This window comes from Azoarcus taiwanensis, from assembly GCF_012910885.1.
Taxonomy (GTDB): domain Bacteria; phylum Pseudomonadota; class Gammaproteobacteria; order Burkholderiales; family Rhodocyclaceae; genus Azoarcus_F; species Azoarcus_F taiwanensis.
Genome location: NZ_WTVM01000009.1, coordinates 18,191 through 33,748, shown reverse-complemented (window position 1 = coordinate 33,748; position 15,558 = coordinate 18,191). Strand labels below are relative to the sequence as shown.

At 60.7% G+C, this 15,558-nt stretch carries 14 protein-coding genes; 8 read left to right on the top strand and 6 right to left on the bottom strand.

Annotated features, from left to right (window positions below; all coding sequences use genetic code 11):
• Positions 1 to 164 precede the first annotated feature (164 nt).
• Both GPA21_RS20585 and GPA21_RS02665 read left to right on the top strand, forming a co-directional pair.
• Positions 165 to 1,034 (top strand): THxN family PEP-CTERM protein, encoded by an 870-nt coding sequence (locus GPA21_RS20585; RefSeq protein WP_211163389.1) that lies wholly within the window; start codon positions 165 to 167, stop codon positions 1,032 to 1,034.
• Between the two features lie 216 nt (positions 1,035 to 1,250).
• A complete protein-coding gene (locus GPA21_RS02665; RefSeq protein ID WP_168986667.1) occupies positions 1,251 to 1,991 on the top strand; it encodes a PEP-CTERM/exosortase system-associated acyltransferase in 741 nt (246 codons plus the stop codon).
• A gap of 35 nt (positions 1,992 to 2,026) precedes the next feature.
• On the opposite strand, the gene GPA21_RS02660 is transcribed toward GPA21_RS02665, so the two are convergent.
• Both GPA21_RS02660 and GPA21_RS02655 read right to left on the bottom strand, forming a co-directional pair.
• Entirely contained in the window at positions 2,027 to 3,379 is a 1,353-nt protein-coding gene (locus GPA21_RS02660) for a DUF1302 family protein (protein WP_168986666.1), read from the bottom strand.
• Positions 3,376 to 4,125 (bottom strand): ABC transporter ATP-binding protein, encoded by a 750-nt coding sequence (locus GPA21_RS02655; protein WP_168986665.1) that lies wholly within the window; start codon positions 4,123 to 4,125, stop codon positions 3,376 to 3,378. The genes GPA21_RS02660 and GPA21_RS02655 overlap by 4 nt, the downstream gene beginning before the upstream one ends.
• 42 nt (positions 4,126 to 4,167) lie before the next feature.
• On the opposite strand from GPA21_RS02655, the gene GPA21_RS02650 reads away from it, so the two are divergent.
• The gene (locus tag GPA21_RS02650; RefSeq protein ID WP_168986664.1) at positions 4,168 to 4,944 is read left to right on the top strand and encodes an outer membrane lipoprotein-sorting protein; all 777 of its coding nucleotides are present in this window, start codon (positions 4,168 to 4,170) and stop codon (positions 4,942 to 4,944) included.
• 185 nt (positions 4,945 to 5,129) lie between these two features.
• Here the strand turns inward: GPA21_RS02650 and GPA21_RS02645 are convergent, their stop codons facing one another.
• Both GPA21_RS02645 and pepA read right to left on the bottom strand, forming a co-directional pair.
• Entirely contained in the window at positions 5,130 to 5,993 is an 864-nt protein-coding gene (locus GPA21_RS02645; protein ID WP_168986663.1) for a ThiF family adenylyltransferase, read from the bottom strand.
• 230 nt (positions 5,994 to 6,223) lie between these two features.
• The gene (gene pepA / locus GPA21_RS02640) at positions 6,224 to 7,096 is read right to left on the bottom strand and encodes a flocculation-associated PEP-CTERM protein PepA (RefSeq protein ID WP_168986662.1); all 873 of its coding nucleotides are present in this window, start codon (positions 7,094 to 7,096) and stop codon (positions 6,224 to 6,226) included.
• A 246-nt stretch (positions 7,097 to 7,342) separates the two neighbouring features.
• Between pepA and GPA21_RS02635 the strand changes: the two genes are divergently transcribed.
• From GPA21_RS02635 to GPA21_RS02615, 5 genes are all read left to right on the top strand, one after another.
• Complete coding sequence (locus GPA21_RS02635; protein ID WP_168986661.1) at positions 7,343 to 8,011, top strand: class I SAM-dependent methyltransferase; 669 nt, start codon at positions 7,343 to 7,345, stop codon at positions 8,009 to 8,011.
• Positions 8,012 to 8,024: 13 nt separating this feature from the next.
• Positions 8,025 to 9,254, top strand: a complete 1,230-nt coding sequence (locus tag GPA21_RS02630) for an ABC transporter permease (protein ID WP_168986660.1) — start codon at positions 8,025 to 8,027, stop codon at positions 9,252 to 9,254.
• 10 nt (positions 9,255 to 9,264) lie between these two features.
• Entirely contained in the window at positions 9,265 to 10,476 is a 1,212-nt protein-coding gene (locus GPA21_RS02625) for an ABC transporter permease (protein WP_168986659.1), read from the top strand.
• Between the two features lie 25 nt (positions 10,477 to 10,501).
• Positions 10,502 to 11,365 carry a PEP-CTERM/exosortase system-associated acyltransferase gene (locus tag GPA21_RS02620; protein ID WP_168986658.1) on the top strand — a complete coding sequence of 288 codons (864 nt, stop codon included), beginning with the start codon at positions 10,502 to 10,504 and terminating at the stop codon, positions 11,363 to 11,365.
• A 160-nt stretch (positions 11,366 to 11,525) separates the two neighbouring features.
• A complete protein-coding gene (locus GPA21_RS02615) occupies positions 11,526 to 12,272 on the top strand; it encodes an N-acyl amino acid synthase FeeM domain-containing protein (RefSeq protein ID WP_168986657.1) in 747 nt (248 codons plus the stop codon).
• A gap of 132 nt (positions 12,273 to 12,404) precedes the next feature.
• On the opposite strand, the gene GPA21_RS02610 is transcribed toward GPA21_RS02615, so the two are convergent.
• Positions 12,405 to 14,297 carry a propionate--CoA ligase gene (locus GPA21_RS02610; RefSeq protein ID WP_168986656.1) on the bottom strand — a complete coding sequence of 631 codons (1,893 nt, stop codon included), beginning with the start codon at positions 14,295 to 14,297 and terminating at the stop codon, positions 12,405 to 12,407.
• Positions 14,298 to 14,378: 81 nt separating this feature from the next.
• Positions 14,379 to 15,548: a GGDEF domain-containing response regulator gene (locus tag GPA21_RS02605; protein WP_168986655.1), complete on the bottom strand. Its 1,170-nt coding sequence runs from the start codon at positions 15,546 to 15,548 to the stop codon at positions 14,379 to 14,381.
• Positions 15,549 to 15,558: the final 10 nt, after the last annotated feature.

Genomic DNA, 15,558 nt, shown 5'->3' with positions numbered 1-15,558 from the left:
CAGCGGGCGTCCTTCAAGTGTCGAGAAATTTTACAGCGCGCTCGCCGGGCACACACGAACCCAATCGCCACCTCCCGTATCAATATGTTTTAACTCGTTTTTTAAATTCTGGCACGGCGCATGCTTATGTTACCCCGCAGACTCACTCAAGGAGGTAACTCAAAATGGCCACGACACTCAAGACACTGAAGTCCGCGCTGATCGGCGCCGGAGTTCTCGCGCTCGGCGCGATTGCGCCCAATGCCAGCGCCGCGCTCATTAACGACTTCGCTTTCCAGACCTCGGGCGGCTTCATCGACGGTAGCGCAACTTGCGACGGCGGCGGGACCTGCGGTCTGGTGTACGCGGACGCTGACGATCCTGCAAATACCAGACGAAGCCTGTCGTGGGGCACGCCGAGTAATCCTCTGAACGCGAAGAGCAACCTCACGCTGACGCACTTTGCCGGCGACATCACCACCAATGGGGGCTGGACGACCGTCGATCAGGTCGTCCACACCAACAATGTGATCACGGCGGGCGGTAGTTACATGAACACGGTCGACCTGTTCTCACGCTTCCTGCTGACCGATTATCCCTTCGTTGATCTCTTCGACACGCAAAAGATCAGCTTCGACGAGACCCTCAATACCGCTACCGAAGCACAATGCGTGGGTCTCAACCCCCTCCAAACCCGTTGCGACGACGTCTTCAACATCCAGCCGCTCACCGGCTCGTTCGTCTTCCTGACCCAGGACAAGTGGCAGTATACGCTCAGCTTCCAGTTCCTCAGCCCGGATCTCTCAGCCGCAATTCTTGAAGTTGGTGCTGATGGTTATACCGGCTACTTCCCTGGAAGCGATGACGGAACCTTTGACATCTATACCCGTGAGTGGGTATCCGAGGATGGTGTGTACTCACCCGGCATCAGCACACTCTGGATCCAGGCCCGGATCGACGCGCGGTACGTTCCTGAGCCCGGCACCCTGGCCCTGCTCGGCCTCGGCCTCGCCGGTCTGGGATTCGCCTCCCGTCGCCGCAAACTCGCCGACTGAGTCAACTCCAGCGTCTGCGCCTAACGGCAATCAAACACAACCGCCCGAAAGGGCGGTTTTCATTTGTGTATGATTCACCACCCATCAACGCCAACGACCGGCAGCGGATTCGCCCCGGTTAACCGTTTCAGACAACCAGCATCCGGCAATTTCACAGAGCTCCGCTCTGGCCGTTCCGGCTGTCTCGGCGTGACCTGACTTCACTGGAGCCTGTGTTTGCCTTTATTCGAAAGCTTCAACCTCGGCCATGGCTTCAGGAAATATTTCACGGTCGAGCTGGCGCATGATACCGCCTCACTCGATACGGTGTTTCGTATCCGCCATGAAGTCTTCAGCGACGACCTTGGCCTTGCTCCGCATCGCCCAGACCGACGCCTCAGTGACGCGTTCGACGACGCCAGCCTCCACTGTCTGATTCGGGATTCTGCACCGCCTCACGAGGCGATCGGCTGCGCTCGATTGATTCTTGCCGAACGCCTCGCCGCCGACACGCTCCTGCCGTTCGAATCCGCCACCCGATCGATTTCAGAACCCGTGCTGCCCGACCGCAGACGAGTCGGCGAGATCTCGATGCTGGCCATTCGCGCAAGCCACAGACGGCGACACGGAGAGGCGCTGGCACCCATATCTCTGCAGAGCGAGGACTTCGCGACACGGGAGCAACCGCGTTTTCCCTTCATACCGATCGGACTCTTTCTCGGCATATTGTCGCTCGCCGCGGACGTCGGTCTCGAAACCCTGGTGATGCTATCGAGCCCACGCCTGGCGAGTCACTTGGTTCGACTTGGCATCCGGATGCATGAGCCAGACGGTGCCCATGCCGACGGCACGGACAAAATCCCGGTAATCATCGATGTCGCCCCCAACCTCGCCGAGATGCCCTTACTGCTGCAACCGATCTGGGAATCCGTCAGACAGGACATACGACGCACACCGCTGGCACCGCCATCCATCTGACGGTGCCGCTTGGCACGGGCGCGACTGAATTGGGCTCAGAACCAGCGTCGCACCTCCATGTAGACCCGGTCCTGATCGTCATAACGGCCGAACAGCCCGGCCTTACGTCCACCGAACAGGTCAGCGCCGACCTGGCCACGCCATTCCTGGGTGATGTTCCAGATCAGTTTGGGCCTGAGCATGTAGTCGCTGCGGTTGAAACTCGACACATAGAGCACTTCGGCCTCGAAGCGATCGCCAAAGCCGCGATTCACCAACACCGTGTAACCGGTTTCGTTCCGGTCGAAACCGAAAGCACGGTCGTGGTCCAGCATGCGCCGCCCGAAGACCTGCAGATTCACCCGCCAATCACCGTAAGGCACATCGGCGCCAACAACGTAATCGAGTGTCGCAGCGGACTTCATGTTGAAGGGGTCCGGCGCCGCGAAACTGCGCCCCGAGGTATGCACCGCTTCACCCTTGAGCACGAAGGTGCCCATGTCCTTGGAAAAAGTGCCGCCAGTCTGGCGGATACGGTCACGCCGGATCTCCAGCTGCCCAGCCTGCGTACCGTAGAGCGTCGGCGACACATCCCGGCTCTGATAATGGAAGGCCGTAAGATCCCAGCCATCTATCAGCCGCGACACCCGCAAGCCCCAGTTGGTGTTCGACAGGGAGCGCGAAGGTTCCGCATTGCGCACCCGCGTGCCGGGCGCAACCGCAAACGGATAGAAGTTGGCTCCAGGCTTGCCGATGTCGTCGTAACTCGGGTAGGGGATCCACAACAACTCGAAATGGGTGTCGCCGGCGAAGTACTCCGCCCGCGCCGCCCATTGCGGAATGCGCATGGTATCGAACTCCGGCAATAGAAACTCGCGCTGATCGCGCGCCGAAACGACGTCGGCAAGAAAGAGACCAACCATTTCACCCCAAACCACATGCTGACGTCCGAGGGTGAATTCCCATTCGCCGGCGCCGAACTCCACGAAGGCCTCGCGTATCGACACCTCGGCGCGCTGGTCACGACGCACCGCACGCGGATAGTGGCTGCTCTCGAGATCGTAGGCCGCATCGTAGTCGGCACGCGCCCCAAGCCTGAAGCGCGGGCCGTTGCCCAACCGTCCGCTCGCGGTCAGCTCCAGCCGGGTGCGCAGGCGAGACCAACGCTCCGGGTCCGCGGTCGTGTAGGCTGCGGCGAATTCACCGTAACCACCCACGCGCAAGCCACGACCGCCGCCCGGCAGCAGGTCGCCGAAGGACTCGGCGCTCTCGTCGAGCGGGGTATCGAGGTCGAACAAGTCATCCAGATCATCGGCGAGCGCAGGCGCTGCAGCAAGCATGGCCGCCAGAGCAAGCGCACACACCCCTCTCTTCGCGCCCGCAGGTCGCGTCGTGTCCTCTCTTCTCATATCTCGGGATCCTCTTCGTCCTTGTCTCGCCTGTCCTGCACAAACACCCAGCGCCCGTCCGCCTTCATCCCCAGCGCGATCACGCGCCCGTCTTCCACCCGAACCAGTCTGTCGGCCATGTTCATGACCCGCTTGTCGTGGGTGGAGAAAATGAAGGTCGTACCCGCCTTGTGATTGATCTCCTTCATCAACCTCAGGATGCTCTTGCCGGTTTCCTTGTCCAGATTGGCCGTCGGCTCGTCGGCGAGTACCACGCGCGAATGCGTCGCCAGCGCGCGAGCGATCGCTACCCGCTGGCGCTGACCGCCTGAGAGCTGATTGGGGCGGTGGCTTGCGTACTTTGCCAAGCCCACCATCGCGAGATAGTGCGCCACCCGCTCGCGCCTTTCAGCACGCGACAGTTCTGGAAGATTGAGCAACGGATACTCGACGTTCTCCGCCGCCGACAATACCGGCAGCAGGTTGAAGGTCTGGAAGATGAAACCAATGGTGCGCGCACGCAGGTCGGCGAGTTGATCCGGTGTCTGACCGGAAACGTCACGCCCCTCTATCAATACCCGGCCTTCGCTAGGCGTATCGATACAACCGATGATGTTGAGCAGGGTTGACTTGCCACTGCCCGACGGCCCGGCAATCGCGAGAAACACCCCCGGCTCGATCGACAAGGTGACATCCTGAAGCGCGTTGACGATCTGCTCGCCAAGCGCGTAACGTTTGCTGATGTTCTCGACCTGTACGATCGCCATCTCATCGTGCCGGAGTCATTCAATACACATAAGGATACACCCATGAGCCGAAGCTTTCGAACGCGTCGTGCGGTGCTTTCATCACTGACTGTCGGCGCCTTCGCGCCGGCACTGTTCTTCTCACGCAGCGCCAGGTCGCAAACAGCCGCGGATGCCCGCGCCATCGTCGAACGGGCGGACGAAATCCGGTTTCCCCGCGAGAGTTTTCAGACTGACATTACCGTCACCAACTTCAACGACGGCGTGGAGGGAGATCAGCGTCGCTATCGCGTACTGTCACGCGGCAACGATAACACCATCGTGCTGACCGTATCTCCTGCCTCGGAACGCGGCCAGGCACTGCTGATGCGCGGCCGCGACCTGTGGGTTTTCATGCCCACGGTCTCCCAGCCGGTCCGCCTCTCCCTCGCCCAGCGCCTCACGGGCCAGGTGGCCAACGGCGACTTGGCACGCGCCAACTTTGCGGGCGACTATGATCCAAGCCTGAGCGGTCGTGAAATCCTCGATGGCATCGATTGCCATTTACTCGAGCTTGCGGCTACGGACCGCGGCGTCACCTACGCCCGGGTCAGGTACTGGGTCTCGATCGTGGATAATCGCCCTGTCAGGGCCGAGTTCTTCGCGCTATCGGGTCGTTTGCTGAAGACCTGCCGTTACGAGAACTTCCGCGAACTCGCAGGGCAGATGAGGCCCACACGACTCGTCATGGAAGACGCGCTCAAGCCGGGAGACTATTCGGTGCTGGAATACGAGGCGATGGCACTGCGCGATCTCCCGGAGCGCATGTTTACCCGCGAATACCTTAGAAGACTTCAGTGACCCGCTCCCGTGAAGGAGCAGACATCACGCAGAGGCGGGGCGCCAGCTGATCAAGCCGAAGCGACGTCTGGCCACTGTCGTTTTCCGAGAGGCGCCTGCAACCAAAAGAGTCAGCATGCTGAGCGCGGCCGGACCCACGGGCTATTGCCGCGACCGAACGCCCGTCCGTCGCTCCCCCGAGCCTCTCATTCGCCTCTCAAACGCGGCCGTATGAGCTTGAGCAGCAGCCATTGCAGCGGGTTGGCGTTGCCACCGGGACGCCAGACGTGCTTCAGGCGCAGCGCGTAGGCATCGAACTGCATTGACCATGGGGCAGGCTTCACTACCCCGCGCTTGAGGATCAGTTTGAGCACCGCCGTGCCCATCAGGCCAGCGCACAGGTCGCAGGCCATGGCGGTCGACGGTCCTTTCTCATCACGAAAGTTCACCGCTCCCGGCACCACCAGGTAGTCACGCTGCAGCATCGCGGGCGACAATCCCGCGATGAAGCGCGCAAACTGCTCTGGTCTGTCGTGGCCTTCCAGCCGGAAGTAGTCCTCAAAGCTCATCCCTTTGGGGTCGAAGTACAGGAACGACACGCCCATGCCGAGGGGTGCAGCCGTCAACGCGGGGATGCCCCGCTCGGCGCATGCGGCGAAGATCAATCGCCTCGCATCCATCGCAAAGAAGTCGATACCGTCAACGTACACGTCCACGCCATCGAGAAACGCTGAGACATTCTCGTGGGTCACGCCGTCGGGGAAGCGACAGATTTCAGCCTCGGGATTGATATCGGTCGCCATGCGCGCAAGAACGTCGAGCTTGGGTTCTCCGACCGTCGACATGAACGCGCCCACCTGCCGGTTGAAGTTGTGCTGTTCGAACCGATCGAAATCCGAGATATTGAACCGGCCGACGCCGAGGCGTGCGAGCGTCAAAAGGTGCGCTCCGCCGACACCGCCCAAGCCGGCGATTGCGACGCGTGCCTGCCTCAGCGACGTTTGTTCAGCCTCTGTAACCCAACCGATATTGCGGGAGAAGGCCGCCAGTGCCTGAAACTCGGAAGTCATGACTTGAAGCCGTCCAGTCCAGCACACAAGTGGGAACCCGACCGGTTGATGCCGAATGGGCACAACTGTGAAAAAGGAGGTGGAACTACCCGGGTTGCGGAACCAGTCATAAGCAACGCCCTGCCCGATGATCCAAACCCGTACGTTACCCCAAATATCGATTCACCATCACGAAAAACGCCCCCAAAAGGGGGCGCTCCAAGAACAGACCTGTGTCTTTCGTTTAGGGCTTACGAGGGAAGCATCCGCTTGCGACGAGCGCCTGCACCAAGCGCAAGCAGGCCAAGACCAACCAAGGCCAACGAAGCCGGCTCAGGCACCGCAAAGAAGACGGCACTGACATCACCAGTCGGCCTGACCGTCGTAACGAGTGTTACAGGATCAATCACGACGTTGAATCGGTCGAAATCGCCCGTGACTTCGATATTCAGGAAGAAGTCTTCCGGCTTGATGAAGAAGTTGCTGCCGGCCGGATCCTCGAGCGTGAAGTCATCCCAGATGAACTTGAAGGAGCCCGGCTCGATGTTGTTGCCCGTCGCGAAGGTCATGTTCTTCGCAACCGCGAGCAGGTAGTCATCGGCGCCATTTGCCACCCCGATAGGGTCAGAGCCAGTTGCGCCAAGGCTCAGCAGCGTGTTCGCGAGCGGATCAAGATAGAAGCGGAACTCACCGGTCAACCCACTGAACACATTGGTGTCGAAGTTGTAGGTACCCTCGGAGGTGAAGATTGCATACAGATTGTAACTAGCCCCAGCCAGGGAGCCAATCGCCGGCAGCGTACCCTGCTCCCGCGAAAATGCATTCATGTAGGCATAGGCATTCGTCACGAAGCTTCCGTCGGCCTGGATCGTCAGCACCTCGTTGTAGAACCCCGTGACCTTGTCCGCGTTGAATGTGTCCGAGCCCAACCCTATACCTAGCGCAAGCGGCGTAAGGCCGGCGGTGATGCTGGTCTGATCAACCGTGAATTGGCCGAACGGCGCGGCATGAACCTGAGCCGACAACGCAGCGGTCCCAACCAACGCGGCAGCAAGCACACCCTTTGCAAACTTCATCACTTTTTCTTCTCCTTCTGGCCGTTGGCCCCGAAACCGGGGGCTCACACATCTCTTAGCAAAGACTATGCCATGAATATTTTCCGTAATCTCCTTAGTTACTTACCTATTCGATCAAGAAACGAATCGGCGGAAGTGTAAAATTTTTCGACACCTCGCAAGAAGGCCACACCCTTGAATATACTCATAAGACATCTTTGCCAGACGCCCCACTCTCCACACGCTCTCTGGATTCTGTAGAGTGATATAAGTGAAGCGCATTTGCAGTTTCACAGACACCTCAAGAGGTCAAATATGGAGAAGAAAAATCGCGACGAGATCGCCGAGGCATACGACTCGCCCCCCTGGTGGTATGACATCCGCGGCTTCTTCATCCTCACCTTCGCGTATAACAGCACCATCTGGAACCAGCTGCGCTTCTTCGGGCCGAACTTTGGTGCACAGCACCTCGAAGTGGCTTGCGGCACCGGCACCTTGCTCGAGTTGGTGCTCAGATGGCGAAAGCTGAAGCGGCTTCCGGATGTGACGGTGACCGGCATCGACTACGCAGAACCGATGCTCGATGGCGCCAGAAAACGCTTTGCCGGCAATCCCAACGTGACGATCCGCCACGCGGATGCGGCTGCGCTGCCCTATCCTGACGCGAGTTTTGACACGGTGAATATCGCCAACTCGGTGCATTGCTTCCCGGAGGTCGATGGGGCACTGCGCGACGTGTTCCGCGTCCTGAAACCCGGGGGCACGCTCGCTGCCAACGCGCTGCTATACCCGCGCACAATCCAGCCCTTCAGGTCGATTGCGCAGTGGATCAATGACTGGGGCATTCGCAAGGGGATTCTCTACACCCCTTATGAGCAGGACGATGTCCGTCGGCGCCTGATGGAGAGCGGCTTTGAAATCGTCTCTGAAGAGGTGGCGGGCAACTGCTACAACGTGCTCGCTCGCCGACCGAATCAGAGCTGAAACTTCCCCAGCCATGGCGACACATCCCGCCCTGGACAGCGCCTGGCGCAATGTCATCCGGCAGGTCGGCCGCAGCCGCGCCGCGCTCGTTGCCATCGTGTTCGGTATGGTCGCAATGATTCTTGCGTCGGGTTTCATCGCCTGGAACCTCGAGTTCGGACGGGAAAACACGATCCGCTCGCAGCTTGGACACATCCAGGTCGTGAAACCGGGGTTTCTCGAAGGGGGTCGTGCGGACCCGCACGCCTATCTGCTCGGCTCTCCCTCGCCCGCCGAGCTCTCGACGCTAGCATCGCTGCCCGGTTTCACGGCCTCGGCACCGCGCATGCTGATCTCGGGGCTGGCCAGTTCGGGCGAACAGACGCTTTCGTTCATCGGCGAAGGGGTGGATCCCGCTGCCGAGGCCCTGCTGTCAGCCGCGCTTCGCTTTCCGGATGGTCGCAATCTGATGGCCGGGGAGACCGACACGGTCATCGTGGGGCGCGGGCTCGCGGACAACCTGCAGATTGCAGTGGGCGAGCGACTGGTGTTGATCTCGAACACGCCGGACGGTGGCATCAGTGCGGTCGAAGCGACGCTTGTCGGGGTGTTCGAATCCATTACCAAGGCCTACGACGATGTCGCACTCAGGGTGCCGATCGCACTCGCGCGCGCGCTGACACGAGCCGAGGGCGAACATTTGCGCCTGATTCTGCTCGACCGTACCGAGGATACCGACGGTGCGGTCACACTGTTGCGAGAAAGGCTCGCTGCTGAGCGACTGGAATTCGTCCCCTGGCACGATCTGGCCGACTTCTACAAGAAGAGCGCCGAGCTCTTGTCCAAACAGGTGGGGGTCATCTACGTCATCATTGCGGTCATCATCGTGCTCTCGATCTCGAACACGATGATGATGGTCGTGATGGAAAGAACCGGAGAAATTGGAACCATCATGGCTCTGGGCGCCCGGAGGCACGCTGTGCTGACGATGTTCATGCTTGAAGGGTGCATTCTGGGTGCGGTCGGCGTAGTCGCGGGCCTTGCGCTCGCGGTGGTCTGCGCCCTCGTCCTGAGTGCGATCGGCATTCCCATGCCGCCCGGACCCGGTATGGCGTGGGGGTTCGACGCCGGAATCCGATTGTCCGCACAGAACCTGACGACCGCCTCGGTCGTGGCATTCAGCACAACGGTATTGGCGTCCATCTACCCGGCCTGGCGGGCCTCGCGCCTGCAGATCGTCGACGCGCTGCGCGCGCGACAGTGAAGGCATTCACATGTTTACGCTCAGCTTCCGCAACCTGCTTCGCAACCGCATCAGGACGACAATCACCCTGGCGGCGATCGTGTTCGGCGTTTCAGGTTTGGTCGTGTCAGGCGGTTTCGTGCGCGACATCTTCATTCAGCTTGGCGAAGCGTTGATCCATTCCCAATCCGGCCATGCCCAGATCGGGCAAGCGGCGATCTTCACTCATGGATCCCGGTCACCCGAGCGTCATCTCCTTGAAAACCATGAGGCACTTCGAGCCGAACTGCTCGAGACTCCCGGCGTCCGTGATGCGATGGCGCGCATTGCGTTCTCTGGCCTGTTGAACAATGGAAGGACGGACTACGCCATTCTCGCCGAGGGTATAGAACCTGAGCGGGAGTTGCGCCTCGGCACCCATCTGAGGATGAAGGCGGGCCGCGCGCTGCAACCCGACGACTCCTTCGGGGCGATGATCGGCGAAGGCGTAGCCCATGCCTTGCAACTCGCCCCTGGAGACAAGGCCACGCTTCTGGTCAGCACGATCGACGGCGCGATGAACACGCTGGACATCGAAATCGTGGGTGTCTTTCAGACGTTCTCCAAGGATTTCGATGCCCGGGCAGTGCGTATCGCGCTCTCGGATGCGCAGGTACTGCTCGACACGAGTGGCGTATCCAAGCTCGTTGTGTCGCTCGATGACACTGCTCTCACCGACGCTTTCGTCGGCGCCGCCCGCGCCCGTCTCTCGACACAGGATCTCTCGGTGCTCGACTGGCGGGAGCTCAATGATTTCTACGAGAAAACCGTTGATCTTTACGCGCAGCAATTCGGGTTTCTCAAGGCAATGGTGTTGCTGATGGTCTGCCTCAGCGTCATCAACGCGGTGAACATGAGCCTGATGGAACGAACCTGGGAGTTCGGCACCATGCGCGCGCTCGGCAACAAGAACACTACCGTAGTGGGTTTGATCGTCTATGAATCCACTCTCATTGGCCTGTTCGGGGCCACGTTCGGTGTTGTGGCGGGCATCTCGATCGCCCTGTTCATCTCGGGAATCGGCATCCCGATGCCACCTCCACCGAACTCCGAGATGGGCTATGATGCTTATATAAGGCTCGCACCCGACATCATCGTCGAGGCATGGTTTGTGGGCATCATCGCGTGCGTTCTTGCGGCAATTCTTCCTGCATGGCGAGCGACGCGAATGAGCATCATCGACGCACTCCGCGGCCGCGAGTGACAGAAGCACACGCAAGGGGGGTCTATTGTCAATCTTCGACCGCTTCAACCTCGGCCACGGCTTCCGGAAGTACTTCGAGATCCTCCCGGCCCTCGACCAGAGCCTGCTTCATGCAGTCTACCGCATCAGACATGAAGTCTACTGCGAGGAACTGGCGTACGAAGCGGTTCGACCGGACAGGCTCGAGCAGGACGAATACGACGGTCATAGTGTCCATTGTCTGCTGAGAAGTTGCCGCGAATCCAGACGCCCCGTCGGTTGCGTCAGGCTGATCATGACCAGGCCGGACGATCGTGATGCGCCGCTGCCATTCGAACGGACCTGTGCCAATGCGCTCGATCGCATGATCGTGGATCCGTCACGCCTGCCACGATCCAGTATCGGCGAAGTTTCCCGTCTCGCGGTTCGTTCGGTCTATCGCCGCCGTCGGGGCGATGCAGCCTCGCCGATGCCGCTGCAAGAGGAAGACTTCGGATCCGTCACGAACCCCAGATTTCCCTATATACCAATAGGGCTTTATCTCGGCGCGATTGCGATGGCGCAGATCGAGGGTATCGAAACCCTGTTCGTACTCACGGAGCCTCGACTGGCGACTCACTTCGCCCGACTGGGCGTCGATATCAAGCACATCGGCACCCCGGTCCAGCATCGCGGGACCAGAGTGCCATCAATGCTGGATGTTGACTCGGTCACGCGGAACATGAGATTCATCTTCAGGCCGATCTGGAACGAGATCCGCGCCGAAATCGAAGCTGGCTACAAGGCTCATCGAGCAACCGCCGGGCCGAATGGGACGAAGCAACATTCAAGCGCGCTCGCAACGGGCGACGATGTTCCCTGCTCGCCACTTCGCCACCCTGCATGCGTCACCGGCTTGGTCGCTACCTGACAGGCACTCATCTCTTGGAAGGTGTGCCCGGCGCCAATCCTGCATATCCAGTTACACCTTTCAACACCTCTTCTATGACGGATTGTATATAGTCATCGTCAAGCGCTTTTCGACTCGAAGCGTGACACAAGTCACACCACGACGACAGGCAATCGGCGACATGATCAACTCAATCTCTACACGACTCCGCGACGCGACGCGCTTCCCCGTCGAGCGCCGTGATACTCACACAGCGCAGCGCCCACCGGACGGAGTCAGTTTCGTCGTCGTGTCGCGAGGCTCATCCATTGAAGCCGATGTCGCCATGCTGATCGAGAAACGCTATGCCGAACGTGGGTTGAGGCTGGGCGCAACTGGAGGAAATCAGTGCGACCAGGAGCTGACAACGATCGCCGCACTGCATGGTTCGCGCGTGGTCGCCACCGTCTCGGTGCGCAGTGACGGCCCTCAAGGCTTGCTCGCCGAACATTTGTATCCGCAAGAGATCGAGGCACACCGCAAGCTTGGCGGGCGCCTCTGCGAGTTGACCCGCCTGGCTGCCGATCCGGAGTTCGGCTCACAGCCCGCGCTGGCGTCGCTCTTCAATGCCGCCTATCGGGTCGCGGTCCGCACCTACGGCGCGACAGACTTCGTGATGGAAGTCCATCCACGACACGCCGCCTACTATACGCGCATGGCCGGATGCCGGATCGTCGGCCCGGAAACCCTCTGTCCGAGAGTCAATGCGCCTGCTGTCCTGTTGCATTTGCCCAGCAGACGAGTGGAAGACGGCATCTGCGTTGCTTCCGAGAAACAAACCGGCGCAAGCGTCGCCCGACGGAGCATTTACGACTATCTGCAACGCGCGGCCGCTTCCAGTTCAATCGGAACCCGCTGGTCGCCGACATGGACGCCGACCTCGGTCTGAAACGTGCGCAACCTTGACCGGGCAGCCCTGTTAAGTCGCCCAAGACTCTGGCGCGCGTGTTCGTCACCCCCCAAAAAAAACGCAGCCTCATGGCTGCGTTTTTTTTTGCCTTTCAGGCTGGACGGGTCAGCGTCAGCCCTTCAGCGCCGCCTTGATCTGATCGAGCGTGCTCGGATCCTCGATCGTGGTCAGATCGCCTGCGTCGCGTCCCTCGGCGAGCGCCTGGATGGAGCGGCGGAGCATCTTGCCGGAGCGAGTCTTGGGCAGACCGGTGATGAAGTGCACCCGGCTCGGGCGTGCGATCGCGCCAAGACTGGCGTCGACCCGCTTCATCACTTCCTTCTCGAGCGCGGCGGCCTTTTCGGGCGTATCGGCAGCACTCGCATCCTTCAGCACCGCGAAGGCCATAGGCATCTGACCCTTGACCTCGTCGGCGACGCCGACGACTGCGACCTCGGCAACGGCTGGATGGGTCTGAACCGCCTCCTCGATCTCGCGAGTACCAAGTCGATGACCGGCGACGTTGATGACATCGTCCATGCGCCCGAGGATGCTGTGGTAGCCGTTTTCATCCTTGATGCCCCAGTCGGACGAGGAGTAGACCAGCGGCTCCTTGAACAGGCTGAAGTAGGTTGAGATGAAGCGCTCGTCCTGCCCCCAGACGGTGGAGAGGTTGCCCGGCGGCAGCGGCGGCACGATGCCGACAATACCCTTCTCGTTGGCACCGCACTCAGTGCCATCCTCACGGTAGATGCGCAGATCGTAACCGTACACCGGGAATGCCGGCGAACCGAGTTTGATCGGGCTCTGCTCGACACCACGGCAGATCGCAAGAATCGGCCAACCGGTTTCGGTCTGCCAGTAGTTGTCGATGACCGGGATGCCGAGCTCGTCCATGATCCACTTGTGGCTGGTTTCATCCAGCGGCTCACCGGCGAGGAACAGGTGCTTGAGCGACGACAGGTCGTACTTCTTGAGCCAGGCCGGGTCCTGTTTCTTCAGCACTCGCACTGCGGTGGGGGCCGAGAACATGACGCTGACCTTGTACTTCTCGACGATCTGCCACCAGATGCCGGCATCCGGGCGCAGCGGCGTGCCCTCGTACATGATCGTGGCCATACCAGCGATCAATGGGCCGTAGATGATGTAGCTGTGGCCGACCACCCAGCCGATGTCGGAGGTCGAGAACATGGTCTCTCCCGCATCACCGCTGAAGATGTGCTGCATCGACGCGGCCAGCGCCACGCAGTAGCCTCCGGTGTCACGCTGCACACCCTTGGGTTTGCCCGTGGTACCGGACGTATAGAGGATGTAGCTCGGCTCGGTGGCCTCGACCCAGGCCACCGGTACCTTCGCATCCATGTGCTTGGCGCGCAGTTCGGCGTAGTCGACGTCACGCCCTTCGACACGCGGGAAACCCTTGTCGAGGCCCCGGTCGACGAGCAGCACCTTCTGCGGGGGGAACTCGGCAAGCTTGCAGGCTTCGTCGAGCAGATGCTTGTAAGGCACCGGTTTGCCGTTGCGCATGCCGGCATCGGCGCTGACCATGAGCACCGGCTTGGCGTCGTCAATGCGCGTGGCGAGCGAGTTGGCCGCAAAGCCACCGAACACAACCGAGTGGATCGCGCCGATGCGCGCGCAGGCGAGCATCGCGAAGGCTGCCTCGGCGATCATCGGCATGTAGATCAGCACGCGGTCGCCCTTGCGGACACCGAGCTCCTGGTAGATCGCCGCCATGCGTTCGACTTCGCGCTGCAACTCGGCAAAGGAATAGACCTTCTCCTCGTTGGTTTCGGTGGAGATGTAGATCAGCGCATTGGCGTCAGGGCGCTCGGCAGCGTGACGATCGACCGCGTTGTAGAAAAGGTTGGTCTCGCCCCCCTTGAACCATTTGACGAACGGCGGGCGCGAATAATCGCAGATCTGCTCCGGTTGCTTGTTCCAGTGCACCAGCTGTGCCTGCTCGGACCAGAAACCGTCGCGGTCTTCGATGGAACGGCGGTGAAACTCTTGATATGTCGTCATAAAACTTCCTCTCCCTTTACGATTCCCTTCCACTCAAGCAATATGCGCCCCGACCCGGCCCTTGCCGGAAGCGAAGCGCGTTCAGTGCGTGCTGGCGTCTTTATGCGCCAATCGCGCCAGAGCCTCCAGCGGCATGCCGCAGGCCTGCTCCGATTCAATGAGTTCGAGCAATGGTAACAGCGTTGCGATGACGTCCGGCAACCGCTCGAGCACCTGGGTGCTTTCGCCACGCCGGATACGCCCGAGCATCTGGTCGACGCTGACGACTCGGGCGAACATCCGTTCGAGTACCGCCCGATTGATCTCGCCCTGTTCGCCGACAACCCGATTGCCACCGGCACGCTGACCGTCGAGCATTCGCTCGGTCGCGAGGTCCACCAGTTCCTCTATCGCTTCGACAGCGTCAGCAGACGAGCTGGAAACTCCTACGCTGACGCTGATGCGGATGCGTTCCTCGCGATACGTCATGACCAGTTTTTCAATGGCCTGCTGCATGCGAAAGGCGAAAGAACAGCACGCGAGCGCATCACTGACCGGCGAGAGCACCGCGAAACGACCGGGGGCGATCTCGACAACGGTGTCTTCCTGGCGCACCTTGGTTGTCAGAATGCGAGAGAGCTTGCGCGCGACCAGTTGCGGCACCTCGGCACCATGGCGCAAGGCGAGACCGTCGAAACGATCGATCTCGATGACCATGACGCTGATTTCGCCAAAGTGGCGCCGAGCCATCGCCAGTGCCTCTTCGCCTCGACGGGCGAGATAGGCCTCGGTAGGCAAGCCGTTGGTAGGATCGGTCACGGCACGATTCGCCAGCGCCGCGCGGCTCTCTTCGAGTTCGCGCCGGGCGCGAGCCAGGCGTGCGAGTGAATCGAGTCGCGCGAGCAACTCCGTGCTGCCTGTGCCCTTCATGACGAAATCGTTGGCGCCGAGCATGCGCGCACGCTCTCGGGCTGCGTCGTCTTCGTCACCCGAAATGATGATGACCGGCATATGCTGCAAGCGCGGGAGCTTGGATGCACGAATCCGTTCAAGCAGGCCGTAACCATCCAGTTGCGGCATGCCAATGTCGGTCAGGACCAGCTCCACCGTGGGATCGATGACCAGCGCCTGCCAGGCCGCCTCGCCATCGGCCTCTTCTCGAAACTCGAAACGCCCACGAATCTGCTTGACGATGCTCGCGCGGACCATCCGCGAATCATCGACGATCAGGATCTTGGGCAGGTCCACTTGGTCATCACTGGCAGCCTGCATGTTCAAACCT

What these genes read in the sequence shown, in the direction of transcription:
- GPA21_RS20585 (WP_211163389.1), top strand. Translation starts at nt 165, where the DNA reads ATGGCCACGACACTCAAGACACTGAAGTCCGCGCTGATCGGCGCCGGA.
- GPA21_RS02660 (WP_168986666.1), bottom strand. Translation starts at nt 3,379, where the DNA reads ATGAGAAGAGAGGACACGACGCGACCTGCGGGCGCGAAGAGAGGGGTG.
- GPA21_RS02655 (WP_168986665.1), bottom strand. Translation starts at nt 4,125, where the DNA reads ATGGCGATCGTACAGGTCGAGAACATCAGCAAACGTTACGCGCTTGGC.
- GPA21_RS02650 (WP_168986664.1), top strand. Translation starts at nt 4,168, where the DNA reads ATGAGCCGAAGCTTTCGAACGCGTCGTGCGGTGCTTTCATCACTGACT.
- GPA21_RS02645 (WP_168986663.1), bottom strand. Translation starts at nt 5,993, where the DNA reads ATGACTTCCGAGTTTCAGGCACTGGCGGCCTTCTCCCGCAATATCGGT.
- GPA21_RS02635 (WP_168986661.1), top strand. Translation starts at nt 7,343, where the DNA reads ATGGAGAAGAAAAATCGCGACGAGATCGCCGAGGCATACGACTCGCCC.
- GPA21_RS02630 (WP_168986660.1), top strand. Translation starts at nt 8,025, where the DNA reads ATGGCGACACATCCCGCCCTGGACAGCGCCTGGCGCAATGTCATCCGG.
- GPA21_RS02625 (WP_168986659.1), top strand. Translation starts at nt 9,265, where the DNA reads ATGTTTACGCTCAGCTTCCGCAACCTGCTTCGCAACCGCATCAGGACG.
- GPA21_RS02615 (WP_168986657.1), top strand. Translation starts at nt 11,526, where the DNA reads ATGATCAACTCAATCTCTACACGACTCCGCGACGCGACGCGCTTCCCC.
- GPA21_RS02610 (WP_168986656.1), bottom strand. Translation starts at nt 14,297, where the DNA reads ATGACGACATATCAAGAGTTTCACCGCCGTTCCATCGAAGACCGCGAC.
- GPA21_RS02605 (WP_168986655.1), bottom strand. Translation starts at nt 15,548, where the DNA reads ATGCAGGCTGCCAGTGATGACCAAGTGGACCTGCCCAAGATCCTGATC.